The organism is Spirillospora sp. NPDC047418 (genome assembly GCF_040643275.1).
Lineage (GTDB): Bacteria > Actinomycetota > Actinomycetes > Streptosporangiales > Streptosporangiaceae > Spirillospora.
This window is the reverse complement of record NZ_JBEYTW010000008.1, coordinates 144,200-166,962: the sequence shown is the minus strand read 5'-3', so window position 1 is coordinate 166,962 and position 22,763 is coordinate 144,200. Positions and strand designations below refer to the sequence as shown.

Here is a 22,763-nt window from a genome sequence, read left to right as displayed (position 1 = left end):
GATCTGCGGCGTGTTGTTGTTTTGACGCGCTCATAACAACAACACGCCGCAGATCAACGCACTAGCCGCGCGGGGCGTACATGATGACGGCCATGCCGGTGAGGCAGATCAGGGCGCCGGCGATGTCGAAGCGGTCGGGGCGGTAGCCGTCGGCGACCACGCCCCACAGGATCGACCCGGCGACGAAGATGCCGCCGTAGGCGGCGAGGACGCGGCCGAAGTGGGCGTCCGGCTGGAACGTGGCGGCGAAGCCGTACAGTCCGAGCGCGATGACGCCCGCGCCGGCCCAGATCCAGCCCCGGTGCTCGCGCACGCCCTGCCAGACCAGCCAGGCGCCGCCGATCTCCAGGACGGCGGCGAGGACGAACAGGGCGATGGAGCGGGCGACGAGCACGGTGACGTCCTAGGTCATGGCGAACAGGTCAAGGGGCGAACAGGTCGTCGATCAGGCCGGCGGCGTCCGCGGGGGCGTGTACCTCCAGATGAACGACGTCACCATCGAAGCAGAGCCGGAAATCGAAGAACGGGCAGCAGCGCTGCTCGGCCGCCGCCAGTTCGGCGACCGCGCCGGCCTTGGCGGCGGGCAGCGTGACTCGTACACCGCCGGAGATCTCCACCGGCCGGGCACCGTCGACGACCGTCCGCCATTCGGCGACCCGCTCGGCCATGCCGTCCCCGCCGAGCGAGCAGACGATCGCCTGCTCTCTGGCGGCGGGCGCGCCGTCCGGGAAGCCGCATTCGGTGTCGCAGGGGACCGTCCGGTCGGGCAGCGCGTCCAGGTGGTGGAGGACGCCGTGCAGCGAACGGGTGAACGCCTCCATCTCGGTGAGGCGCTGCTCGGACTCGGTCAGGTGGGCGGCCACGCGCGGGCGCAGGTCGGCCTTCACGTCCGCGCAGGCACCGGACTCCCAGACCGTGAGCAGTTCCCCGATCTCGTTCAGGGGGAGGCCGAGGTGCTTGGCCGAGCCGATGAACGCGAGCCTGGTGACCGCGTCCTCCCCGTACGTCCGGTAGCCGGACGGGGTGCGGTCCGCGGTCAGCAGGCCCGCGCTCTCGTAGTACCGCAGCGTCGTCGCGGGGACGCCGCTGCGCTCGGCGAGCTGTGAAATCCGCATCGTGCTCATCGGATACGTACAGCGTGGAGACCCCGTCCTTCAGGGCGGGGAGGAAGCGCGGAACAAGGCAGCACTGTGGCCTCCTAATTTTGGCGGTCCGGGTTTTGTCGGTGGTGGTCGGTAGGTTGCGGGGTGTGTCTCGGTACCGGTTGTGCCCGACCCCTGCCCAGGAGGCGGGGTTGCTGGAGCAATGCGGGCATGCCCGGTTCGTGTGGAATCTGGCGGTGGAGCAGCACGCCTGGTGGACGCCGCGTCGGGGTCCGGCTCCGGGGTATGTCGTGCAGGCGCGGCAGTTGACCGAGGCGCGTGCCGAGTTCGGGTGGCTGGCGGCTGGTTCGCAGACGGTGCAGCAGCAGGCGCTCAGGGATTTCGCGCAGGCGATGGCGAACTTCTTCGCCGGTACGCATCGGCGCCCTACCTGGCGCAAGGCCGGGGTGCACGAGGGGTTCCGGGTTGTCGGGGTGCGGGGCCGGGCTTGGGAGGTGCGGCGGTTGTCGCGCCGCATGGGTGAGGTGCGGGTGCCGAAGGTGGGGTGGGTGCGGTTCCGCTGGTCGCGTCCCGTCCCGCCGGACGTGAAGTCGTTCCGGGTGACCCGTGACCGTGCCGGACGCTGGCACGTCGCGTTCGCCGCGATCCCCGACCCCGTTCCCGCACCGGTCAACGGTGAGGTGGTCGGTGTCGATCGGGGTGTGGCGGTGTCGGCTGCGCTGTCCACTGGCCACACCTGCACTGTGCCGGGTTTGACGTGGGGGGAGGCCGAGCGGTTGAACCGGTTGCTGCGGCGCCTGGCCCGCGCAAGGCGGGGGTCGAACCGGCGTGCCCGGGCCAAGGCCGCCATCGCGCGGCTGAAGGCGCGTGAGGCTGACCGGCGCAGGGACTGGGTGGAGAAGACCTCGACGGATCTGGCGCGCCGGTTCGATGTGATCGCCGTGGAGGACTTGAACGTGCGGGGCATGACCCGCTCCGCCAGGGGCACTGTTGAGGCCCCTGGCGTCGGCGTCCGGCAGAAGGCTGGGCTCAACCGGGGCATCCTGGCCAATGGGTGGGGACAACTGGTCACCCGCTTGGAGCACAAGGCGCCCGGGCGGGTCGTCAAGGTCGACCCGGCGTACACGTCGCAGACCTGCAACGCCTGCGGGCACCGCGCACCGGAGAACCGCGAGAGCCAAGCGGTGTTCCGGTGCGTGGCCTGCGGGCACCGGGCCAACGCCGACGTCAACGCTGCACGCAACATCAAAGACACCGCCGTGGGACGCACGGTGGCCGCGCGGGGAGGCACGCTGTCGGGCGGGCCGGTGAACCGCGAACCCCAACCTGCTCTCCTGCCTGCGTAGGGGACGGGCTGGAATCCCCTGCCTTCAGGCGGGGGAGGACGTCAAACCGCGACGGTAGACCTTCGACCCGGCTCGAAGGTCAAGCCTCCAGGAGGGACTGGCCGACGTAGCCGCCGGGGTCCGCGCCGCCGGGGACGGCGAGGATCGCGCTGGACTCGTGCCGCAGGAAGCGGGTGAGGCCGTCCGCGCCGTCGAGCTTGCGCTGCACCTGGATGAAGCCGGTCGTCGGGTCGGCCTGCCAGGCGACGAACAGCAGCCCGGCGTCCGGTGCGCCGTCCGGGCGCAGGCCGTCGTGGTAGGAGAAGCTTCGGCGCAGCATCGTCGCGCCGCCGTTGGACGACGGCGCGGCCACCCGGACATGGGCGTCGCCCGCGATGGCGAGCGCCCCGTCCGGGCCGACCGCGCCGAGGTCGGGCGGCGTCGCCTCCGTCCCGCCGGACAGCGGCGCGCCGTCGGACTTGCGGCGGCCGATGACCCGCTCCTGCCGGGTGGCGGGCAGCCGGTCCCAGGTGTCCAGCAGCATCCGGATGCGCCGGACGACCGCGTACGAGCCGCCGTTCATCCACGCGTGCGGGCCGGTGGCGTCCGCGACGAAGATCTTGGCGGCGTACTCGGACGGGTCCGGGTTGCCGGTGCCGTCGAGCTGGCCCATCAGGTTGCGGCCCGTCCGCGGACGGTCGGTCGCACCCCGCGCCCGGTTGAAGCCGCTCATCATCCAGCGGACCTCTGCTGTGCCTGACGCGCCCTTCTGCAGGATGCGCAGTGCGTGCACCGCCACTAGAGGGTCGTCGGCGCCGATCTGCACCCACAGGTCGCCATCGCCGCGCGAGCGGTCGAGGGCGTCGGCGGGGAACGGCGGCATCTCCACGAGGGCGTCCGGCATGCGGTCTGCCAGCCCTGTCTTTCCGAAGAACGAACGGCCGAAGCCGAACGTCACGGTCAGCGAGGACGGGCCGGCGTCCCGCGCGATCTGGTCGTCGCCGGCGGGGGAGCGTCCCGCCGTCATCGCCTCGGCGGCCGCCGACCAGCGGCGCAGCAGTGCCGCCGCCCCGCCGCGTCCGGCATCGGGCCGCAGGTCGAACGCGACCAGGTGCCCGGACGCCTGGAGCGGCGTGGTGATCCCGGCCTGGTGCCGCCCGTGGAACGGGACGGCCGTGCCGCCGACGGCGGTGAGCGGCGGGCCGTCGCCGCTCGCCCAGCGCTGCCCGGCGAGGCCGCCGGCGGCCAGCCCGGCGACCCCGGCGGCCCCGGCTCCGCCCGCCGTGCCGAGCAGCCGCCGCCGGGTGATCCCGCGCCGCTCGGTCATCGCTCTGGCCGGTAGGACGCGGGCCGGACCGGCGCCTGCACGGTGATGGGGGACGAGGTCGCGAACCGCAGCGTGAACGTGACCGTTTCGCCCGTCTTCGGCTTGCGCTTCAACTCCATCAGCATCACGTGGTAGCCGCCGGTCTGGAGCACCAGCCGGCCGCCGGCGGGGACGGCCAGCGGTCCCGCCTCGGCCATCGCCCCGTTCGGCTTCGTGGTGTGGACGGTGGCGTGCCCGGCGATGTCGCTGGTCACCCCGGTCAGCGTGTCGGCGGCCCCGCCGGTGTTGGCGATCGTGAAGTAGCCGGCCGCCATGTCCGGCATCGGCGGCTCCTTGACGTACGCGCCGCTCACCGCGAGGTGCGGCCCGTCGGGCGCGCCGTCCGAGCCGCAGGCGGCGACGGTACCGGCGGCGAGCACGAGTGCCGCGAGAGCGGCGGCGGGCCGCCTCATGCCGTCCCCCCGATGATCTTCGGCAGGTCGGCGGCGTACTGCCGGGACGTGGTCCCCGACGTGTAGATCAGGTGGACCTTGTCGTCGGACGGCGAGAACGCCAGCACCTGCGCGCCGTGGGTGACCTCGTAGTCTCCGCCGGCGGTCTTCACCGGCTTCTCCACGGCGATGCCGAGGCCGCGCGCCGCCTTCTGGATGGCGGCGAAGTCGCCGCTGAGCCCGATGAAGCGGGAGTCGAACGCGGCGAGCCACGCGTGCAGCCGCTTCGGGGTGTCGCGCGCCGGGTCGGTGGTCACGAAGATCACCTGGAGCTTCCGCTGCTCCGCCTCCGGCAGCTCCTTCACGGCGTTGGCGATGTCGGCCATCGTCGTCGGGCAGACGTCCGGGCAGTGGGTGTAGCCGAAGTACATCAGGACGGGCTTGCCCGCCGTCCGCTCGACCAGGTCGAACGAGCGGCCCCGGTCGTCGGTCAGCGTCAGTTCGGGTTTCGGCAGCGGCCGGTCCAGCCGGATCGCGGACCCGGACGGGCCGGCGGACGGGGTCGCGGTCGCGGCGGCTGCCGGGCGGCTCTCGGCCGCGGTGCCGCCGCACGCGGACGCGGTCAGCGCGACCGCCGCGGCGGCGACGGCCAGCCGGGCGGGCACGGTTCTCGGAAATCGGGCAGGCATGGAGCCTCCGGGAATGAGGGGCGTCGGCGACGCGTGGTCGAGCACGCCGTGCCCGCCGGGCACGACGTAAGGGAGATCAGCTCAGGCCATCGCCGGGACGGGCGGGCCGCGCCGGACCACGGCGTGGTCCAGCAGCGGGGTCTCGCCCCGTCCGGTCTCCTCATCGGTGCGGCGGCGCGTCCCGGCGTGCGCGTCCAGCGGCGGGACGACCACCGGCCGCACGAGCACGAAAGCGAGGAGCGCGCCCGCCGTCCGCCGCGAGATCCGCACCATCCGCCAGAGGGCGGCCTCGCCGCCATGCAGGACCCGGCCGAGCAGGAACGCGGCGGCCAGGTGCACGGCGAACATGGCGGGACCGGGCATCAGGTCGACGCCCATGCCGTGGTGGCCGGGCATGGCCGGGTCGGCCGGCGCCGGTGACTGCCCGAAGCAGAACACCGTGTGCAGGACGATCTGCCCGCACAGCAGCATGGCGATGATGGCCGGCCGCGACCGCTCCCGTCCCGCGAGCGGCGCCACCAGGCACAGCGTGACGACCCAGCCTGCGAGCAGCGACCACCACGGCACCCCGGCCCCGGACGCCGCCGCGTGCGCGGTGGCCGACACCGCCGTGCACACGGCCGAGAACGCCGCCGACCTCAGCAGCCTCATGCCGCCGTCGGCGCGCGCCTGCTCGCTCGTGTTCCCGCTCGTGGTGTCCGGACGCATGGTGTACTACGAACCGTAGTACAAGGCCGGGCGCTCCCCGCCCCGCACCCCTCCGCCGCCACCTGGGTCGGCGGCAGCACGTAGGCTCGCTACGGCGGAAAAGCCGGAGGGACGACGGGAAGGGGCCGCGGTTGAGCGGCGGAGCGGGAACCCCCGAGGACGTGGCGGCCGAGGCGGCGCGCCGCCGGACCTTCGCGATGATCAGCCATCCGGACGCGGGGAAGTCGACGCTGACCGAGGCCCTCGCGCTGCACGCGGCGGCGATCGAGCAGGCCGGCGCGGTGCACGGCAAGCACGGACGTTCCGGCGTCCGGTCGGACTGGATGGACATCGAACGCTCCCGCGGCATCTCGATCACGTCCTCGGTGCTGCGCTTCGAGTTCGGCGGCGCGCTGCTGAACCTTCTCGACACCCCCGGCCACGCCGACTTCTCCGAGGACACCTACCGGGTGCTCGCGGCCGTCGACGGCGCCGTCATGCTGCTGGACTCGGCCAAGGGCCTGGAGGCCCAGACGCTGAAGCTGTTCGACGTGTGCCGGCACCGCCGCATCCCGGTGATCACGTTCGTCAACAAGTGGGACCGGCCCGGACGCGAGCCCCTCGAACTGCTGGACGAGGTCGAGCAGCGCATCGGCCTGCGTCCCGCCCCGCTGACCTGGCCGGTCGGCGCCGCGGGCGACTTCCGCGGCCTCATCGACCGGGCCACCGGCACGTTCACCCGGTTCCGCCGCACCCCCGGCGGTGCGACCCGCGCGATCGAGGAGCGGGTGCCCGCCGAGCAGGCGGCCCGCGAGGAGGGCGACGCCTGGCAGACCGCCGTCGAGGAGCTGGAGCTGCTCGACGAGATCGGCGCCGTCCTCGACATGGACGCCTTCCGCGCCGGGGTGTGCACGCCCGTCCTGTTCGGGGCGGCGCTGCCCAACTTCGGCGTCGGCGCGCTGCTGGAGACCGTGCGGGGGCTGGCGCCCGCGCCGTCCGCCCGCGCCGCCACGAGCGGGGCCGAGCGTCCGGTGGCGGCGCCGTTCTCCGGCCAGGTCTTCAAGGTGCAGGCCGGCATGGACCGGGCGCACCGCGACCGGCTGGCGTTCATCCGGGTGTGCTCGGGCCGGTTCGAGCGCGGGATGACCCTCGTCCACGCCTCCACGGGACGTCCGCTGGCGACGAAGTACGCGCAGACGATGTTCGGCCGCGACCGCTCGACGCTGGACGCCGCCTACCCAGGCGACGTGATCGGGCTGCCCAACACGTCCGGCCTGACCGTCGGCGACACCCTCTACACGAAGACCCCGGTGGAGTTCCCGCCCATCCCCGCGTTCGCGCCCGAGCACTTCATGGTGGCGCGCGCCAAGGACAACGGGCGCGCCAAGCAGTTCCGGCGCGGCATCGAGCAGCTCGGCGGCGAGGGCGTCGTGCAGGTCCTGCGCAGCGACCTGCGCGGTGACCAGGCCCCGGTCCTCGCCGCGGTCGGGCCACTGCAGTTCGAGGTCGTCGCCGCCCGCATGGACACCGAGTTCGGCGCCCCGATCGAGCTGACCCGCCTCGACTACTCGACCGCGCGGCTCACCGACAAGGAGTCCGCCGAGGAACTGACCGGCCGCCGCGGCGCCGAAGTCCTGGCCCGCCCCCTGGACGGCTCCCTGGTAGCGGTGTTCACCGACAAGTGGCGCCTGCGCGCCCTCGAACGCGAACACCCCGGCCTGACCCTTACCCCCATGCTCGCCGCCGGCGTCCAAGACTGAGCACCCCCACTTTCCGGGCCCGGCCGTCGCGTGCCGGTGCCCGGTGGTGGTTGTGGAAGGGGTGTTGACGGTTGTCCGGACGCGTCTCTACCTCCGCCTGAAAGCGCTTTCTGTACGGGCCCGGAGCCGAGAGGAGAGGGCGCCCCGGTGGAATCCGTGACGGCGGTTCCAGAACAGATGTGGGAGCGCTCCCATGCGCGTGAGTTCCAGGGGTTCTTCCGGCGGCATCACCGGGAGCTGGCGCGGCTGGCGTTCGTGCTGCTGGGCGACCCGGACGGCGCGGACGACCTGGCGGCGGAGGCGATGGCGGCGGCCTGGCGGCGCTGGGACCGGGTGCGCGCCGCCGACCAGCCGCTCGCCTACGTGCGGCGGATGGTCGTCAACATGGCGCGGAGCCGGATCCGCGTCCTCGTCCGGGAGCGCGACCGGGCCGAGCGGATCGGCGCCGGGTTCGACGACCGGCTGCACGGGCCGGACGTCCCGGCGATCGTGGACGTCCGCGCCGCGCTGCTGCGGCTGCCGCAGGGCAAGCGCGCGTGCGTGGTGCTGCGGCTGGCCTTCGACCTGTCGGAGAAGGAGACGGCCCAGGTCCTCGGCATCGCGGTCGGCACGGTCAAGAGCCAGACCGCCAAGGGCGTCGCGGAACTGACCCGGCTGCTCGCCGACGGCCCCGGTTGAGCGGCCCGGTTGGGCGGGCACGGTTGAGCGGCAACCTTTCGGGCCACGCCGGGCGACTAGGGGGAAAGCCCCCCGCCCACTCCCGAGGGAGTCCCCGTGAGACCCGCAGCACGACGCATCCCCCTGCTCCGCCAGCTGCTGCCCCTGGCCGTCGCGGCGGCGGTCGCCGCGACCCTGCCCGCCGCCGTGCCCGTCCCGGCGACCGCCGCCGCGGCCCGCCAGGCCGAGGACCTCGACCGCGGGCTGATCAGCGTCCGCTCCGGCGACGGCAACTACGTCGGCTGGCGGCTGCTCGGCACCGACCCGGCCGGCACGACGTTCGCCCTCTACCGGGGGTCGTCCCGGATCGCCACGGTCACCGGCTCAACGAACTACTGGGACCAGGGCGCCCCGGCTGACGCCTCGTACACCGTCCGGCCGATCGTGAACGGCGGCGAAGGGGCGTCGTCCGAGGCGTCGCTGCGCTTCGGCGACGGATACCTCGACGTGCCGATCCAGCGGCCCGGGTCCGAGTACAGCGCCAACGACGCGAGCGTCGGCGACCTCGACGGCGACGGGCGCCTGGAGATCGTCCTCAAATGGGACCCGTCCAACTCCAAGGACAACTCGCAGAGCGGCTACACCAGCGACGTCTACATCGACGCCTACCGGCTGGACGGCACGCGCCTGTGGCGGATCGACCTGGGCCGCAACATCCGCGCCGGGCAGCACTACACCCAGTTCCAGGTGTACGACTACGACGGCGACGGCCGCGCCGAGGTCGCCATGAAGACCGCGGACGGCACCGTCGACGGCACCGGACGGGTCATCGGCAACGGCGGCGCCGACTACCGCAACTCCAGCGGGTACATCCTCAGCGGCCCCGAGTACCTCACCATGTTCGACGGACGGACCGGCGGCGCGATGCAGACCGTCGACTACGTGCCGCCGCGCGGCAGCGTCTCGTCCTGGGGCGACTCCTACGGGAACCGCGTCGACCGCTTCCTCGCCGGCACCGCCTACCTGGACGGCTCCCGGCCCAGCCTGATCATGGCGCGCGGCTACTACACCCGGACCGTCATCGCCGCCTGGGACTGGCGGGACGGGCATTTCACCCGCCGCTGGACGTTCGACACCAACAGCTCCACCAACACCGGGCGGGGCTTCGACGGCCAGGGCTCGCACAGCCTGTCCGTCGGCGACATCGACCAGGACGGCCGGGACGAGATCGTCTACGGCGCGATGGCGGTGGACGACAACGGCTACGGCCTGTGGACGACCCGTACCGGCCACGGCGACGCGCAGCACCTCGGCGACTTCGACCCGGCGCGTCCCGGGCTGGAGTACTTCAAGGTCAGTGAGTCGTCCGGCCAGCCGTCGTCGCTCTACATCGACCCGCACAACGGGCAGGTGCTGTGGCAGACGTCCGCGTGCTGCGACAACGGGCGCGGGGTCGCCGGGGACATCTGGAACGGGCGGCTCGGCGCCGAGTTCTGGTCGTCGAGCGTCTCCGAGCTGCGCAGCGTCACCGGCAACAACGCCGGTCGCAAGCCGTCGTCGACCAACTTCCTGGTCTGGTGGGACGCCGACCCGGTGCGCGAGCTGCTGGACGGAACCCACATCGACAAGTACGGGCCGTCCGGCGACACCCGGCTGCTGACCGCGTCGGGCGTCCACTCGAACAACGGCACGAAGGCCGTCCCGTCGCTGAGCGGCGACCTGTTCGGCGACTGGCGCGAGGAGGTCGTCTGGCCCACCAGCGACAACACCCGGCTCCGCATCTACACGACGTGGGACGTCACCGACCGGAAGATCTACACGCTCCTGCACGACACCCAGTACCGGACGGCCCTGGCCTGGCAGAACACCGCCTACAACCAGCCGCCGCACCCGAGCTTCTTCCTGGGCGACCGCATGGCGACCCCGCCCCAGCCGCAGATCTACGTGCGATGACGCGGCGCGGCCCGCGCATCTGAACCCCGCCGAGCAAGCCGGGAGAGCCGGGAGAGCCCACCCCGCTCTCCCGGCTCACTCATGCTTAGGCAGACAGTGCCGGTCAACGGCCTGTCCATCGGCAGATTGTGGTCAACTACTCGGCCCTGAAGGGACCGAGCTTGCTCGTTCGGTCCTTGGGGGGCTTTGTTCGCGCTCCCGACTGCCCGTTACGGGTGGGCGGTCACGGGTCGCATCCACCCGCTCCCGGGCTATGTGGGGGCGGGTTGGGGCATGTTGACGAATACCCACGCCGAGCGTGCGCGGTCGCGTACGTTGACCCCGGCGACGACGTCGGCGGGCCCAGCGAGACCGCACCGACGACATGTGAAATGGTCCCGCGAGGGACGGTTGCTTCTGGCGGTGTGTCCGCAGCGCGGGCAGCGCTGCGAGGTGTAGGCCGCATCCACCTCGATGAACGGCACACCGGCGCGGCGGGCCTTGTAGGCAATGAACTGCCCGAGTTGGTGGAAGGGCCAGGACGACAGGCGTGCCCGCTGGTCGCGTGGAACCGTGACCCGTCCGCGGATCCCACTCAGGTCTTCGAGTGCGATGCCGCGTCCGGTGCGTGCCGCGACGGCGACGACCTGCTTGGAAATCGTGTGGTTGACGTGCGTGGCGTGCCGCGCCTCGCGGCGGGCCCGCTTCTTCAGCAGCCGGGCCGCTGCGCGTGTGCGGGTGGCTTGGAGTTCGGCGCGTTTGCGGGCCTGCCACCGCCGGTACCGGCCCAGCCGACGCCCCTGATGGTTGTCGCCGTCGGAGGTGGTGGCCAGGTTGACGATGCCGCGGTCCACCCCCACCCAGTCCACCGGCTCGAACGGCTGCGGTTCGGGAACGTCGCAGGTGGCGATCAGGAACCACTTCCCGTCCCGGTACACCAGGTCCGACTCGCCCTTGCGGTGGCCGGTCAGCGTCTTGGCCTGCTCGGGCGAGCAGGCGAACGTCAGGTTCTTGCACCGCCCGGCCGTCGTCCAGATGCTGACGGTGCCCGCGTCCAGTTGCCACGACAGGTTGCGGTCGTCGTAGGTGTGCGCGGCGTCGGGGCGGAAGGCGATGGGTTTTGCTTCGGCTTTGCGGCGGCGCTTGGATGCCGGGCCGCCGAGGCGGCCGTTGCGGATGGTGGCGCGGAGGGTGGTGTAGGCGTCCACGACCCGTTTGATCACGTGCTGGGCGGCTTGGGCGCCCAGCCCGGCGGTTTTGAGATCGCCGTAGCACAGCCTGCGCAGGGGCAGTTCGCGGCAGCGGAGCCCGAACTCGGCGAAGGCGATAGCCGAAACGTGGTTGGCGGCGGTGTTGACCCGTTGGAGGGTGTCGGTCAGTGCCGACGCCTGCTCGGGCGTCGGCAGCAGCTTCACCTGCACCACCAATTTCACAATCCGTGACTGTATCATTACAGGATCCAAGTTGTCTTGAGGGCGGACCAAGCCGGCGCCGGGGCGCCGTGGACGAGGGAAGCGATTCCTCCCGGCCCTGAAGGACCGGGGTTCCTCGCTAGAAGCCCGCTGAACTTCGGGACGCCGCGAGCTGGTTCAGTCCGCTGCCTGGGGTGGTCATGCCGCGGCCGGATCGGCGGTCCGCCCGGAATCTTGAACGGCGTCGAACGCGGGGTTACCGTGCCACGTACTAGATAGGAAAGTTTCCTATCCGATGGAGCTCCCATGCCCCGCTCACCTCCATCGCCGCCGGGTGGTGGCGACGCATCCCCGGGCCACCCCGCTCACGCAAGGACCACAGAAGACACACCCCCGAAGGAAGTGATCAGGTGCGACGACTCCTGACGATGCTCAGTGCCGCGGTGCTCGCGGCGGGAGCGCTGTCGGCCGTCCTGCCGGCGGCGTCGGCCACCGCCGCGGAGTGCGCGGCGGCGTGGAACCCGTCCGCCGTCTACACCGGCGGCGCGTCCGCGTCCTACAACGGGCACAACTGGTCGGCGCGATGGTGGACGCAGAACGAGACCCCCGGCAGCGCCGAAGTCTGGACCGACCAGGGCACCTGCGGCGGCGGGACGTCCGGACCGGGCTGCTCAGCCCCCAACTGGACGGCCGGGCAGTGGTACGCGGTCGGCAGTGTCGTCAGGTACACCGACGGCAAGTACTACATCGCCGTCCACGAGAACCCGGGCTACGACCCCGTGATCAGCAACTGGTTCTGGGACCCGTACGCCTGCGACGGTCCGACCGATCCGGCCGACCCGCCGGACCCCGGTGGCTTCGTGGTGAGCGAGGCGCTGTTCAACCAGATGTTCCCGAGCCGCAACTCCTTCTACACCTATGCCGGGCTGACCTCGGCCATGGCGGCGTTCCCGGCGTTCGCCAACACCGGAAGCGACACGGTGAAGAAGCAGGAGGCGGCGGCGTTCCTCGCCAACGTCAGCCACGAGACCGGCGGTCTGGTCTACATCGTCGAGCAGAACACCAGCAACTACCCGCACTACTGCGACACAGGCCAGCCTTACGGCTGCCCCGCCGGGACGGCGGCCTACTACGGCCGCGGCCCGATGCAGCTGAGCTGGAACTTCAACTACAAGGCTGCGGGCGACGCCCTCGGCATCGACCTGCTGGGCAACCCGTGGCTCGTCGAGCAGAACGCGGCCGTGGCCTGGAAGACCGGGCTCTGGTACTGGATGACCCAGAACGGGCCCGGCACCATGACCGGTCACAACGCCATGGTCAACGGACGCGGCTTCGGTGAGACGATCCGCAGCATCAACGGCGCCGTGGAATGCGACGGCAAGAACCCGGCGCAGGTCCAGAGCCGGGTGAACGCCTACCAGCGGTTCACGCAGATGCTCGGCGTCCCGGCCGGCGGCAACCTGACCTGCTGACGTCCCGCACAGGACGCCCTCAGATCGGACGGCCCGCGCCCATCATCTCCGGGCACGGGCCGTCCTTTCCCGGCGGATACGTATTGAGTTAAAGGCTCTTGAGAGTGTCAGCGAGGAGCCGGAAATCACCGTGGCTGATGATTAGCTTGGGGCCATTGGGGTTCTTGCTGTCACGAAGTGCTACAACGTTCGACATCCCAGCGATCTCGATGCAGTTATCGCCCTCTGCCGTGCTACGTGAGGCCTTGCGCCATGCCGCTTTGCTCAGGTCCATTTCTCGTCAATCACCCTTCTGATCAGGGCTCGGGTGTCTCTCACACTGAGCGCCTCTGCCTGAAGGCTAGCGAACCTCTCGTGCAGGTTGGCAAGGTCGTTCGGGTCTGCGCTGGTCACCCCTCCCGTCCCAGTGACGAGGTACGCGGCCTCGCTTCGATCTGCCTGAGTGGCAATGGTGAATGCGGCTCGGGCGTCTTCCACGTAGACGATTGGGAGCACCTGAAGGCGGACACCAGGTCGTTCAGACAACTCGAGCAGGTACTCGAGTTGCTCGCGCATGACTTCCCGCGTGCCGACCTGTCTGTGGAGAACACTCTCCTCGAGGACCACGAACATCTTCGGAGCAGGCTCGCTCATGACCTGCTTCTGTCTGTTCAACCTGGTAGTGAGGAGGTCCGTGTCCTGCACAATTGCTTTAGCGTACGCTTCGGTCTGGAACAGCCCATTAACGATGTGCGTCTCGTAGACGCGGATTAGATTAGCCGTCGACTCGGCCTTCGGGAAATTGACGAAGTAGGCGGCGTACTTGGCGGACCTGATCGATTCGAGCAGCTTGTTCCAAGCTGCGATGATCTCGCCGTCGGCTCGTAGTGCATTATCCAAGCGCTTAGCGAAGTCCAAACGGCATCGAGTCTTACCAAGTTCGACATGGCCGATGTAGGCGCGGGAAACGTTCACCAGGGCGGCCAGTTCCGCCTGCTTGAACCCAGCCGTCTCGCGCAACCTCCTGACCACGGCACCGAAGGATCGCAACTCCGGCGTCCGGCTGCGGTTCTCGATGGTCGAGGCCATGTCGATCTTCCTATCGTGGTGAGGCAACCCAGGCGCTAACGGGAGCAACCCGATTGATGGTCTTCTTGAGGTCTCCTGAGAGCGTACGTCCTCTCATGGCTGGATGGTGTTCGTTCAGTAGCACAGAGTGATAACGGCGGGTGCTTCCGTTTTAGGACGGATGTCCGGTCGCGATCACCCGCCATCCAGGCTGGAGGGGTTCACCGATGCCCGCAGCACTTCTCACGCCCGAGGCGCCGCCTCTGGTGCTGGAGCCGTCCGACCGAGCGCCCTCGCTCGCGCGCCGCTACCTCGCCGAGCGGTTCCGCGAACTCGGGATCGCCGACGACTTCGTCGGCCAGGTCGTGGTCAGCGAGCTCGTCACCAACGCGTGGCAGCACGTCGGCACCGGGCACATCGTCGTCCAGATCCTCGCTGACCGGCGCGCTGACCTCGTCCGGATCGAGGTCTGGGACGAGGGCGCGGGCCACCCCGTCGTCCAGGGCGAGGACGACTACGCCGAGGGCGGGCGCGGCCTGCTGCTGATGGAACAGCTCGTCCACGACTGGGGCGTCCGGCCGCTCAACGAGGAAGGCAAGATCATATGGGCGCGTTGCACCCGCTGAACGTCCAGGCGGCGCGCCACCTGCTGCGCTGGCGGACCCGCCTGAGCCGCACCACGACCATCCGGCACCTCGACCTGCTCGCCGTCGCCATCCAGGCCAAGAGCTACCGGCACGTCAAGCTCTATCGGGCCAACGAGTTCCCGACGCGGCCGCCCGTGCTGTGGGTCTTCGCGTTCCGCCCGGACGACCACGTCCGTCTTGCGGTCACCGTCCACGCCACACCCGGCGGAGGCTGGGCCTACTACGAGGCCGGACGCGGACGACACGGCTACCTCTGCTCCTGCGGCGACACCAAGCACGCCGCCGACCGGGTGGACGCCCTCCTCAAACACCGGATGTTCCCCTCCACCTGGTGACAACAAGAGCGGGGATGCGGACATCGCCGATGGGGCGGAGCGTGCCGTAGCCGCATGGCGGACGGCCCGTGCCCGGGACGCGGGGCGCGGGCCGTCCGGACGACGACTCTGGCGGGTCAGTACTTGATCAGTCCACGGATGTTCTTGCCGTCGCGCATGTCCTGGTAGCCCTTGTTGACCTCGTCGAGGGTGTAGGTGTTGGTGACCAGCTCGTCCAGCTTGAGCTTGCCCTCGTCGTAGAGGCGCAGCAGGCGCGGGATGTCGCGGCGCGGGTTGGCGTTGCCGAAGATGCAGCCGACCAGTTCCTTGCGCTGCATCGCCAGGTCGAACAGGCTGAGCTTGACGTCCTCCTGCGCGACGGGCGCGACGGCGGTGACGACGCCGCGGCCGCCCTTGCCGACCATGCCCATCATCGGGCCGATGAGGTCGCCGGTCGCGACGCCGGTGGTGAGGATGACCTTGTCCGCGTTGGCGCCCCAGGTGAGCTCGGCGAGCTGGGCCGCCGCCTCCTCCATGGACGCGGCGCTGTGGGTGGCGCCGAACTCGGCGGCCTTCTCCCGCTTCCAGTCGACCGGGTCGACGGCGAAGATGTGCCGGGCGCCCGCCATCGCGGCGCCCTGGACCGCGTTCATGCCGAGGCCGCCGACGCCGATCACGACGACGGTCTCGCCGGGCTGGACGGCGGCCACGTTGACGGCCGCGCCCCAGCCGGTGGTGACGCCGCAGCCGACGAGCGCGGCCCGGTCCAGCGGGATCCAGTCGTCGATCTTGATGGCGGACGCCTCGTTGACGACGGTGTACGGGGAGAAGGTCCCGGTGCAGCACATGATGCCCAGGTCCTTGCCGCTCTTGGAGTGGTGGCGGGCGGTCATGTCGCCGATCTGCTTGCCGGCCAGCAGCACCGCGCCGAGGTCGCAGATGTGCTGGCGGCCCATCGCGCAGGACGGGCAGCGGCCGCACGCCGGGATGAACGACAGGACGACGTGGTCGCCCTCCTTCAGCGTGGTCACGCCGGGGCCGACCGCGACGACCTCGCCGGCGCCCTCGTGGCCGCCGATGGTCGGGAACTGCTCCCACCCCATGAGCTTGGCGATCTCGGGGTCGAGCACCATGTCCCCGGTGACCAGGTGCTCGTCGGAGTGGCACAGCCCCGAGGCGGCCAGCTTGACCTTGATCTCACCGGCCTTCGGATCGTCGAGTTCGATGTCCTCGATGCTCCAGTCGGTGTGCGGTTCCCACAGAATCGCCGCTCGTGTTTGCACTGGTGCCTCCTGATGGGACATACGGCAGCCGTTGGTCCCCTCTGCTTACTAGAACTCCGTTCGGGGCGCCAGATGCCGGGCCAAGTTGATCAAGCTTTTCGGCGTCCGGACGGGGCCGTCAACTCCGGATGTAGCCGATGACCAGTTCGGCGAGTTCGTCCACCATGCGCTCGTGCGGGATGGGCGGCCGGTCCAGGACGTACTTGATCGACAGCATGCCCACGGTCTCGGTGATGATCCACAGGGTCGCGTCGATGTCGAGGTCGTCGCGGAACGCGGCGCGGTTCACCAGCAGGTAGACGCGGACCAGGTCGGTCAGCCGCCGCTGCAGCGCGGCGAGCTTGTCGAACGGGCCGAGCCGCGGGACCTGCTCGACGATGATGCGCAGCAGGTCGGCGTTCTCCTCGAACAGCCGGATCTGCGCGTCCAGCATGGCGCGCCCGGCGGCCTCCCACGGCTGCCGCATCGTGGCCTCGATCTCGGCGCCGAGCCGGTCGGCGAGGTGGTCGGCGAAGCGGTCCAGGACGGCGATGACGATCGCGTCCTTGTTCGGGAAGTACTGGTACAGCGACCCGTTGCTGATGCCGGCGGCCTTGGCGATCCGGTTGGTGGACGCGCCGTCGTACCCGCGCTCGGCCAGAACGCGAGTGGCGGCCTCCAGGATGCGCTCGACCATGCGGCGCGACCGGTCCTGGGACGGGATCCGGCGCGGTGACAGACCAGGTGAGGAGGCCATTGGCGGGCCCTCCCGAAACGCGACTTGTAAGCGACTGCTTATTCGCGTTTAGCTTATCTCAGTCGTCGTTTCAGGAGGTATCGCAGATGACGGTGATCGAGGGGACGCCCGCGACCGAAGGGACGCCCGCGATCCGCCCGGCCGGGCAGGACCGCGCCGACGAGCCCGTCCCGTTCGGGCCCGGTTCGCTGCTGTGGGAGCAGATGGGCCTCTACACGTCCGCGATCGCGGGCAACAGCGTGTTCATCCTGCAAGTGATGCACCCGGCGATCGGCACCGTGGTCGACCGGCGGTCGAGCTTCCGCACCGACCCGCTCGGGCGCGCGGCGCGCAGCTTCGCCTCGGTGCAGACCTGGGTCTACGGCGGGCGGACCGCCATCGAGGAGGGCAAGCGGCTGCGCGAGATGCACAAGTCGCTCAGCGCGGTGGACGAGGAGGGCACGCGCCACCACGCGCTGTCCGCCGAGCCGTGGGCCTGGGTGCATCTCACCGGCTTCTACGCCGCCGTCACCGCGGCCAAGTACTTCGCTCCCGCGCCGATGACGAAGGACGAGGAGCAGCAGATCTTCGACGAGTTCCTCCAGCTCGGCCGGATCCTGCGCGTCCCGGAGCGGATGCTGCCCGCGAGCATCCCGGAGTACTGGGAGTACTTCGACGACATGGTCGCCAACACGCTCGTCCCGCACAAGGTGGCGCACGAGGTCCTAGGCCAGATGAGCGAGGTCCCGGCGAACGTGCCGAAGCCGCTGCGGCCGGCGCTCGCGCCGCTGAGCGCGGTCGGCGGGCGGATCGGGCGGCTGATCACGGTCGGCACCCTGCCGGAGGCGGCGCGGGACAAGCTCGGCCTGACGTGGAGCGCCGCGGACGAGCGGCGGCTGCGCCTCGTCGCGCAGGTCATCGGACGGGGCACGCCGCTGCTGCCGGAACGCGTCCGGTACATGCCGATCGCCTACCGCGCCCGGCAGGCGGCCCGCGCTCAGGAACGGCTGGAACGCGCCCTCGCGCACCGCCCCATTTGACGTCCTCCCCTGCCTGACGGCGGAGGATTCCAACCCGGTCTCCTACGCAGAGAGGAGAACGGGTTGAGGTTCGCGGTTCACCGGCCCGCCCAACGGCAAGCCTCCCCGCGCAGCCGCCGTGCGTCCCACGGCGGTGTCTCTGATGTTGCGTGCGGCGTTCACGTCCGCCTGGTCCTGCCACCCGCAGGCCACGCACCGGAACACCGCTTGGCTCTCACGGTTCTCCGGGGCGCAATGCCCGCAGGCGTTGCAGGTCTGCGACGTGTACGCCGGGTTCACCCGGACCACGCGTCCGGGTGCCTTGTGTTCCAGGCGGGCGGCGAGCCGGCCCCACCCGTTGGCCAGAATGCCGCGGTTGAGCCCGGCCTTGGCGCGGACGTTGACGCCGGGGGCGTCGATCGTGCCCTTGGCGGACCGGGTCATGCCCCGCACGTTGAGGTCCTCGACCGCGATCACGTCGAAGCGGCGCGCCAGGTCGGTGCTGGTCTTCTCCACCCAATCCTTGCGGCGGTCGGCCTCACGCGCTTTGAGCCGGGCTATGGCGGCCTTGACACGGGCACGGCGGTTCGACCCCCGCTTCGCTCGGGCCAGACGCCGCAACAGCCGGTTCAGCCGCTTGGCCCCGGCCTCGGCCAGGCCCGGCACGGCGCGGATCTCCCCGGTCGACAGGGCGGCGGACACCGCCACGCCCCGGTCGACGCCGACCGCCTCACCGTTGCCCGGCGCGGGGATCGGGTCGGGGATCGCAGCGAACGCGACATGCCACCGCCCGGCCCGGTCACGGGCCACCCGGAACGACTTCACCCCGTCGGGCACGGCGCGGGACCACCGGAACCGCACCCAACCCACCTTCGGGACCCGCACCTCACCGGTACGCCGCGACAGGCGCCGCACGTCCCATTGGCGGCCACGGGCTCCGACGATCCGGAATCCCTCGTGCAGCCCGGCCTTGCGCCACGTGGGACGCCGGTGCGTGCCGCCGAAGAAGTTGCTCATCGCCTGCGCGAAATCCTTGAGCGCCTGCTGTTGCACCGTCACCGACCCGGCCGCCAGCCACGGGTTCGCAGCGCGGGCCCCGGTCAACTGGCGGCATTGCACCGCGAAGTTCGGGGCGGGGCCACGCCGGGACGTCCACCACGCGTGCTGTTCCACGGCCAGGTTCCACACGTACCGGGCGTGCGAGCAATGCTCCAGCAACCCCGCCTCCTGGACAGGGGTCGGACACAGCCGGTACCGAGACATGCCCGAACCATACAGACGGCCACCGACAAAACCCGGACGGTCACCGTTCCGCACCGTGCCGCTGTTTCCTCCCCGCCCTGAAGGACGGGGCCTCCACGCTGTAGGTGTCCGGTGAACCGCAGCACGGTGAACCGCCGTGCTGCGCGACCGCTACTGGGAATCGCGCGGCTCCAAGCTCAGCTGAGGCCGCCCTGGTCACAGGCCCTTCGGGGGCAGCAGCTTCAGCAGTTCGACGGCGGCCTCCTTGGCCTTGCCGGCGATGTCCGCCCGCTTGCCGGGCACGCGGTAGGTGACCTCGGCGACGAGGATGCCGTCGAGCACGACGACGTGCGCCTCGGTGTAGTCCGATCCGTGCCGGACGCTGACCGTGCTCATCTCCCCGATCCCCGCCGACTCGCCGGCACCGGATTTGCTGGTGTAGAACTCGCGCGCCTCGTAGACCTCCTTCTCGGGGGTCAGCACTCCGGAAGGCCGGTAGGCGATCAGACCCAGCTCGGTGCGGTCGTCGTCACCGACCCAGTCGCACAGCACCTCCCCGGTGAAGTACGCCTGCGGTTTGGGGGCGCGGGGCTTCGGCACCAGTCGCGCGACCATCGGGGACGGGAACCAGGCGCACAGATCCACCAGCGGTGTCCGCGGCGGCACGTGCTCGTCGTCGTCGGTTCCGAGGGCGGCGGTCATCGTCAGGAACGGTGCCCACAGGAAGACCGACAGCAGCAGCATTCCCGCGAGCAGCCCCCTCTCGCGCCTGTTCAGCCTCATGCCAGCTTCTCCGTCACCGCGCGCAGGACGTCGCCGGCCTGCCGCTCGGCCTCCTCCGCGGAGGCCGCCGTCCGGCTGTGGACCGCGACCATCACCTGGTAGCCCTGCACGTTCGCCCTTCCCTGGGCGGTGAAGCCCCAGCCGTCCGGCCAGGCCGCGGTGTAGGCGTCGCCGTCGCCGCCGCGCAGCGGTTTCGGCGTCCGCCCGGCGGCCCGCATCGCCTTCTGGGCCTCCCGGTAGGACCGGTCGGACTCGGAGGGCTGGCGGGCGACGATATGGAAGTCGATCCAGGTGCCGTTCCGCGCGGCCGGATCGGTGCTCCAGCGGCAGGCCGCCGGGTTGTCGAAGCCGTGGACGTCGCCGTCCGGCAGCACCCGGGCGGCGACCTCGCGGGGGATCTGGTCGCAGGCGGCGACATCTTCGGGGGAACTCGTGCCCTCGACCGCCGCGGACATCCACGTCACCAGCCCGATCGCGCTGGCGACGGGAAGCGCGATCGCCGCGACCAGCACCCAGGCGTGCAACCGGCGCCAGGGGAGGGGGACGCGGTCGACGGCCGGCAGCAGTCCGCCGCAGGCCGCCAGGTGCCGCCGCTGGATGAGCGCGACCGCCTCGTGCACCTGCGGGCCCGCCGGGTGCTGGAGGGTCATCCGGCCCCCGTCGGTCAGCCGGAGCATGGCGAACGTCCGGCGCCCCCGCTTGTGGACGTCGACCCGCGCGATCGCCGTCCACGGCACGCGGTACCGCCGTATCTGGAAGGAGAACGCGGTGTTGCAGCGGATGCCGTCCCGGTCCACGACGGTCGGCGGCCGGACCCGTCCGAGGAGCCCGCTGGCCGCGAGCGGCACGAGCGAGGACGCCGACACCAGCGCGACCACGAGGAGGTCGGACGCGAGCAGGGCGTACGCCACCACGCCCACGACCAGCAGCAGGGCGAAGGCCGCCCACGACCAGCGCTGCGCCGTCCCCGGCCCGAACTCGACCGGTTCTTCGCCGGCCTCCGCCCCATGCATGATCGCCATTATTGGCCATGCGCTAAGCCGGGGGTCAGCGAAATCGGGCAGGATTGGAGGATGCGGGAGCCTCGGACAGGGGGCGGGGTGCTCCTCGCCCGAGCGCGGCCGTACAGGCTCGCGCTGGTCGCCGCGTTCGTCACGGCGGCGGTGACGGCGGACGTCCTGGCCGGCGGCCTGCTGCGGCAGTTCGACGGCCGCGTCTTCGCCGACGGCCTGCCGCCGCGCAGCGGTGCCTGGCACTTCGGCTGGCGGACGATCGTGAACGGTGGCCAGTACTGGCTGGTCGGCTCCGTCACGGCCGTCGCCTCCGTCATCGCCGCCCGGCGGCGCCGCAGCCCGGGTCTGCTGGTCCGCGCGGGGGTCTGGCTCGTGGCCAGCGAACTCGTCATCCGCGGGGCGCAGATCGTGCTGGCGCGGACACCGCCGCGCACCGGCCAGGACACGTTCTTCACCGACGGGTTCCTGTCCTATCCGTCCGGCCACGCCGCGAACGCCGCCGCCTGCCTGCTGTTCATCGCGGCCGTGACCGGCGCGTCCCGCCGCTGGACGGTCGCCGCCCACGCCATGGCCGTCGCCGTCGCGATCGCCACCGTCGTCCTCGGCTACCACTGGCCGACCGACGCCGTCGCCGGCTGGGGGCTCGGCGCACTCCTGGCCTGTGCGGGCCGCGCCCTCGTCATGCCGCGCCGCGCGAGCGAACCGGCAACCGTCACCCCGCGCCGGCGAGAAGCGGACAGAATCTGACCGCTTCTCCTGCGACGGTGGGCGGTATGACCGTTCTGGACGACCGGGCGCTCAACCGGGCCGCCCTTGCCCGGCAACTGCTGCTCGAACGCACCGACCTACCGGTGCTGGACGCCGTCGCCCACCTCGGCGGCCTGCAGGCGCAGGAACCGCAGGAGCCGTTCGTCGGACTGTGGTCGCGGCTGCGCGCGTTCGACCCGGCGGCGCTCTCGGATCTCCTGACCGATCGGCGGGTGGTGCGCACTCACCTCATGCGCCGGACCGTCCACCTGATGACCGCCGCCGACACACTCGCCTGGCGTGCGCGCCACAACGCCATGCTGCGCCAGCGAGTGCTCGGCGCCTACCGCCGCGACCTCGACGGAGTGGACCTCGACGAACTCGCCGCGGTCGGGCGCGCGGTGCTGGCCGACGGCCGGCCCCGCACGATCGCGGAGGTCGTCCAGGAGCTCCCCGAGCGCTGGTCGGCGGCGGGACGGCGGCCGCTGATGGACATGCTGGGCGCCATGGTCCCGATGGTGCAGGCGCCGCCGCGCGGGCTGTGGCGGACCAAGGCCGGAGTGCGCCACGTCCTGCTGTCCGCCTGGCTCGGCCGCGACATCGACCCGCTGCCCTCGGGCGACTCCGACCCGGTCGGCCAGGGGCTGGTCCGGCGCTACCTCGCCGCGTTCGGGCCCGCCACCACGTCCGACCTGCGCGCCTGGTGCGGTCTCGCCGGGCTGCCGGCCGCGGTCGCCGCGGTGCGCGGGGAACTGGTCGCCTTCCGGGACGAGCGCGGCCGCGAGCTGCTCGACCTCCCCGACGCCCCGCGCCCGGACCCGGACACGCCCGCCCCGGTGCGCTTCCTGCCGGCGTTCGACAACGCGATCCTCGGCTACCAGGACCGCGGCCGCATCATCGACGACGCCCACCGCATGCTCTCGTTCGACGGCGAGCGCGTGGTGCTGGTCGACGGCCGGGTCGCCGCCACCTGGACCGTCACCGCCGGCACGGTCGTGGTCACCCCCCTGCACGCCCTCTCGAAATCCACCCAAACCGAGCTGTCCGAGGAGAGCGAACGCCTGACGTCCTTCCTAACCACCGACCCCCACCCCCGTTGACCTGCGGCGTGTTGTTGTTATGAGCGCCTTGAAAACAACAACACGCCGCAGATCAACG

24 protein-coding genes are annotated in these 22,763 nt (G+C 71.2%); 10 read left to right on the top strand and 14 right to left on the bottom strand.

Translation table 11 applies throughout. The annotated features are described in order from the left end of the window. Window positions 1–61 precede the first annotated feature (61 nt). Window positions 62–394: a YnfA family protein gene (locus ABZ806_RS07575; protein WP_500216033.1), complete on the bottom strand. Its 333-nt coding sequence runs from the start codon at window positions 392–394 to the stop codon at window positions 62–64. Window positions 395–422: 28 nt separating this feature from the next. Next, window positions 423–1,115, bottom strand: coding sequence for a MerR family transcriptional regulator (locus ABZ806_RS07570; RefSeq protein ID WP_500216032.1), 693 nt, complete (start codon window positions 1,113–1,115; stop codon window positions 423–425). Between the two features lie 110 nt (window positions 1,116–1,225). On the opposite strand from ABZ806_RS07570, the gene ABZ806_RS07565 reads away from it, so the two are divergent. Further along, window positions 1,226–2,449, top strand: a complete 1,224-nt coding sequence (locus ABZ806_RS07565; RefSeq protein ID WP_500216035.1) for an RNA-guided endonuclease InsQ/TnpB family protein — start codon at window positions 1,226–1,228, stop codon at window positions 2,447–2,449. Window positions 2,450–2,528: 79 nt separating this feature from the next. Here the strand turns inward: ABZ806_RS07565 and efeB are convergent, their stop codons facing one another. The 4 genes from efeB to ABZ806_RS07545 form a co-directional block, all read right to left on the bottom strand. Beyond that, window positions 2,529–3,755 (bottom strand): iron uptake transporter deferrochelatase/peroxidase subunit, encoded by a 1,227-nt coding sequence (efeB, locus tag ABZ806_RS07560; RefSeq protein WP_500216031.1) that lies wholly within the window; start codon window positions 3,753–3,755, stop codon window positions 2,529–2,531. Further along, entirely contained in the window at window positions 3,752–4,207 is a 456-nt protein-coding gene (locus ABZ806_RS07555) for a copper chaperone PCu(A)C (protein WP_500216030.1), read from the bottom strand. Before ABZ806_RS07555 ends, efeB begins: the two co-directional genes overlap by 4 nt. Then, window positions 4,204–4,875 carry an SCO family protein gene (locus ABZ806_RS07550; RefSeq protein WP_500216029.1) on the bottom strand — a complete coding sequence of 224 codons (672 nt, stop codon included), beginning with the start codon at window positions 4,873–4,875 and terminating at the stop codon, window positions 4,204–4,206. The genes ABZ806_RS07555 and ABZ806_RS07550 overlap by 4 nt, the downstream gene beginning before the upstream one ends. Before the next feature lie 81 nt (window positions 4,876–4,956). Then, the gene (locus tag ABZ806_RS07545; RefSeq protein WP_500216028.1) at window positions 4,957–5,583 is read right to left on the bottom strand and encodes a hypothetical protein; all 627 of its coding nucleotides are present in this window, start codon (window positions 5,581–5,583) and stop codon (window positions 4,957–4,959) included. Window positions 5,584–5,714: 131 nt separating this feature from the next. On the opposite strand from ABZ806_RS07545, the gene ABZ806_RS07540 reads away from it, so the two are divergent. The 3 genes from ABZ806_RS07540 to ABZ806_RS07530 all read left to right on the top strand — a co-directional run bounded on the left by ABZ806_RS07540 (window position 5,715) and on the right by ABZ806_RS07530 (window position 9,932). Further along, on the top strand, window positions 5,715–7,322 hold the full coding sequence (locus ABZ806_RS07540; protein WP_500216027.1) for a peptide chain release factor 3: 1,608 nt from the start codon (window positions 5,715–5,717) through the stop codon (window positions 7,320–7,322). Between the two features lie 147 nt (window positions 7,323–7,469). Next, on the top strand, window positions 7,470–8,000 hold the full coding sequence (locus tag ABZ806_RS07535; protein WP_500216026.1) for a SigE family RNA polymerase sigma factor: 531 nt from the start codon (window positions 7,470–7,472) through the stop codon (window positions 7,998–8,000). A 96-nt stretch (window positions 8,001–8,096) separates the two neighbouring features. Further along, window positions 8,097–9,932 (top strand): rhamnogalacturonan lyase, encoded by a 1,836-nt coding sequence (locus ABZ806_RS07530; protein ID WP_500216025.1) that lies wholly within the window; start codon window positions 8,097–8,099, stop codon window positions 9,930–9,932. Window positions 9,933–10,183: 251 nt separating this feature from the next. Here the strand turns inward: ABZ806_RS07530 and ABZ806_RS07525 are convergent, their stop codons facing one another. Beyond that, window positions 10,184–11,344, bottom strand: coding sequence for an RNA-guided endonuclease InsQ/TnpB family protein (locus tag ABZ806_RS07525; RefSeq protein ID WP_500216024.1), 1,161 nt, complete (start codon window positions 11,342–11,344; stop codon window positions 10,184–10,186). 389 nt (window positions 11,345–11,733) lie between these two features. On the opposite strand from ABZ806_RS07525, the gene ABZ806_RS07520 reads away from it, so the two are divergent. Beyond that, the gene (locus ABZ806_RS07520; RefSeq protein ID WP_500216023.1) at window positions 11,734–12,795 is read left to right on the top strand and encodes a glycoside hydrolase family 19 protein; all 1,062 of its coding nucleotides are present in this window, start codon (window positions 11,734–11,736) and stop codon (window positions 12,793–12,795) included. Between the two features lie 88 nt (window positions 12,796–12,883). On the opposite strand, the gene ABZ806_RS07515 is transcribed toward ABZ806_RS07520, so the two are convergent. Both ABZ806_RS07515 and ABZ806_RS07510 read right to left on the bottom strand, forming a co-directional pair. Further along, a complete protein-coding gene (locus ABZ806_RS07515) occupies window positions 12,884–13,069 on the bottom strand; it encodes a DUF397 domain-containing protein (protein ID WP_500216022.1) in 186 nt (61 codons plus the stop codon). Then, a complete protein-coding gene (locus ABZ806_RS07510; RefSeq protein ID WP_500216021.1) occupies window positions 13,060–13,863 on the bottom strand; it encodes a helix-turn-helix domain-containing protein in 804 nt (267 codons plus the stop codon). The genes ABZ806_RS07515 and ABZ806_RS07510 overlap by 10 nt, the downstream gene beginning before the upstream one ends. 206 nt (window positions 13,864–14,069) lie before the next feature. Between ABZ806_RS07510 and ABZ806_RS07505 the strand changes: the two genes are divergently transcribed. Both ABZ806_RS07505 and ABZ806_RS07500 read left to right on the top strand, forming a co-directional pair. Continuing rightward, window positions 14,070–14,468 carry an ATP-binding protein gene (locus ABZ806_RS07505; protein WP_500216020.1) on the top strand — a complete coding sequence of 133 codons (399 nt, stop codon included), beginning with the start codon at window positions 14,070–14,072 and terminating at the stop codon, window positions 14,466–14,468. Continuing rightward, the gene (locus ABZ806_RS07500; protein WP_500216019.1) at window positions 14,447–14,824 is read left to right on the top strand and encodes a hypothetical protein; all 378 of its coding nucleotides are present in this window, start codon (window positions 14,447–14,449) and stop codon (window positions 14,822–14,824) included. The genes ABZ806_RS07505 and ABZ806_RS07500 overlap by 22 nt, the downstream gene beginning before the upstream one ends. A 116-nt stretch (window positions 14,825–14,940) precedes the next feature. Here ABZ806_RS07500 and ABZ806_RS07495 read toward each other — a convergent pair whose 3' ends face one another. Both ABZ806_RS07495 and ABZ806_RS07490 read right to left on the bottom strand, forming a co-directional pair. Further along, window positions 14,941–16,086 carry an NDMA-dependent alcohol dehydrogenase gene (locus ABZ806_RS07495; protein ID WP_500216018.1) on the bottom strand — a complete coding sequence of 382 codons (1,146 nt, stop codon included), beginning with the start codon at window positions 16,084–16,086 and terminating at the stop codon, window positions 14,941–14,943. Between the two features lie 118 nt (window positions 16,087–16,204). Further along, complete coding sequence (locus ABZ806_RS07490; RefSeq protein WP_500216017.1) at window positions 16,205–16,762, bottom strand: TetR/AcrR family transcriptional regulator; 558 nt, start codon at window positions 16,760–16,762, stop codon at window positions 16,205–16,207. A 146-nt stretch (window positions 16,763–16,908) separates the two neighbouring features. Between ABZ806_RS07490 and ABZ806_RS07485 the strand changes: the two genes are divergently transcribed. Continuing rightward, entirely contained in the window at window positions 16,909–17,841 is a 933-nt protein-coding gene (locus tag ABZ806_RS07485; RefSeq protein ID WP_500216016.1) for an oxygenase MpaB family protein, read from the top strand. Window positions 17,842–17,883: 42 nt separating this feature from the next. Here ABZ806_RS07485 and ABZ806_RS07480 read toward each other — a convergent pair whose 3' ends face one another. The 3 genes from ABZ806_RS07480 to ABZ806_RS07470 all read right to left on the bottom strand — a co-directional run bounded on the left by ABZ806_RS07480 (window position 17,884) and on the right by ABZ806_RS07470 (window position 20,858). Beyond that, window positions 17,884–19,137 (bottom strand): RNA-guided endonuclease InsQ/TnpB family protein, encoded by a 1,254-nt coding sequence (locus tag ABZ806_RS07480; protein WP_500216015.1) that lies wholly within the window; start codon window positions 19,135–19,137, stop codon window positions 17,884–17,886. Between the two features lie 141 nt (window positions 19,138–19,278). Continuing rightward, window positions 19,279–19,845, bottom strand: a complete 567-nt coding sequence (locus ABZ806_RS07475; RefSeq protein ID WP_500216014.1) for a hypothetical protein — start codon at window positions 19,843–19,845, stop codon at window positions 19,279–19,281. Then, on the bottom strand, window positions 19,842–20,858 hold the full coding sequence (locus ABZ806_RS07470) for a hypothetical protein (RefSeq protein ID WP_500216013.1): 1,017 nt from the start codon (window positions 20,856–20,858) through the stop codon (window positions 19,842–19,844). The genes ABZ806_RS07475 and ABZ806_RS07470 overlap by 4 nt, the downstream gene beginning before the upstream one ends. Window positions 20,859–20,918: 60 nt before the next feature. On the opposite strand from ABZ806_RS07470, the gene ABZ806_RS07465 reads away from it, so the two are divergent. Next, window positions 20,919–21,605, top strand: a complete 687-nt coding sequence (locus ABZ806_RS07465) for a phosphatase PAP2 family protein (RefSeq protein WP_500216012.1) — start codon at window positions 20,919–20,921, stop codon at window positions 21,603–21,605. A gap of 26 nt (window positions 21,606–21,631) precedes the next feature. Next, window positions 21,632–22,705: a winged helix DNA-binding domain-containing protein gene (locus ABZ806_RS07460; RefSeq protein WP_500216011.1), complete on the top strand. Its 1,074-nt coding sequence runs from the start codon at window positions 21,632–21,634 to the stop codon at window positions 22,703–22,705. The last annotated feature ends 58 nt before the right edge of the window (window positions 22,706–22,763 follow it).

Excerpts from the sequence above, each read along its gene's own strand:
- ABZ806_RS07570 (WP_500216032.1), bottom strand. The coding sequence starts at position 1,115 with ATGCGGATTTCACAGCTCGCCGAGCGCAGCGGCGTCCCCGCGACGACG.
- efeB (WP_500216031.1), bottom strand. The coding sequence starts at position 3,755 with ATGACCGAGCGGCGCGGGATCACCCGGCGGCGGCTGCTCGGCACGGCG.
- ABZ806_RS07555 (WP_500216030.1), bottom strand. The coding sequence starts at position 4,207 with ATGAGGCGGCCCGCCGCCGCTCTCGCGGCACTCGTGCTCGCCGCCGGT.
- ABZ806_RS07550 (WP_500216029.1), bottom strand. The coding sequence starts at position 4,875 with ATGCCTGCCCGATTTCCGAGAACCGTGCCCGCCCGGCTGGCCGTCGCC.
- ABZ806_RS07545 (WP_500216028.1), bottom strand. The coding sequence starts at position 5,583 with ATGCGTCCGGACACCACGAGCGGGAACACGAGCGAGCAGGCGCGCGCC.
- ABZ806_RS07515 (WP_500216022.1), bottom strand. The coding sequence starts at position 13,069 with ATGGACCTGAGCAAAGCGGCATGGCGCAAGGCCTCACGTAGCACGGCA.
- ABZ806_RS07510 (WP_500216021.1), bottom strand. The coding sequence starts at position 13,863 with ATGGCCTCGACCATCGAGAACCGCAGCCGGACGCCGGAGTTGCGATCC.
- ABZ806_RS07505 (WP_500216020.1), top strand. The coding sequence starts at position 14,070 with ATGCCCGCAGCACTTCTCACGCCCGAGGCGCCGCCTCTGGTGCTGGAG.
- ABZ806_RS07500 (WP_500216019.1), top strand. The coding sequence starts at position 14,447 with ATGGGCGCGTTGCACCCGCTGAACGTCCAGGCGGCGCGCCACCTGCTG.
- ABZ806_RS07490 (WP_500216017.1), bottom strand. The coding sequence starts at position 16,762 with ATGGTCGAGCGCATCCTGGAGGCCGCCACTCGCGTTCTGGCCGAGCGC.
- ABZ806_RS07485 (WP_500216016.1), top strand. The coding sequence starts at position 16,909 with ATGACGGTGATCGAGGGGACGCCCGCGACCGAAGGGACGCCCGCGATC.
- ABZ806_RS07475 (WP_500216014.1), bottom strand. The coding sequence starts at position 19,845 with ATGAGGCTGAACAGGCGCGAGAGGGGGCTGCTCGCGGGAATGCTGCTG.
- ABZ806_RS07470 (WP_500216013.1), bottom strand. The coding sequence starts at position 20,858 with ATGCATGGGGCGGAGGCCGGCGAAGAACCGGTCGAGTTCGGGCCGGGG.
- ABZ806_RS07465 (WP_500216012.1), top strand. The coding sequence starts at position 20,919 with ATGCGGGAGCCTCGGACAGGGGGCGGGGTGCTCCTCGCCCGAGCGCGG.
- ABZ806_RS07460 (WP_500216011.1), top strand. The coding sequence starts at position 21,632 with ATGACCGTTCTGGACGACCGGGCGCTCAACCGGGCCGCCCTTGCCCGG.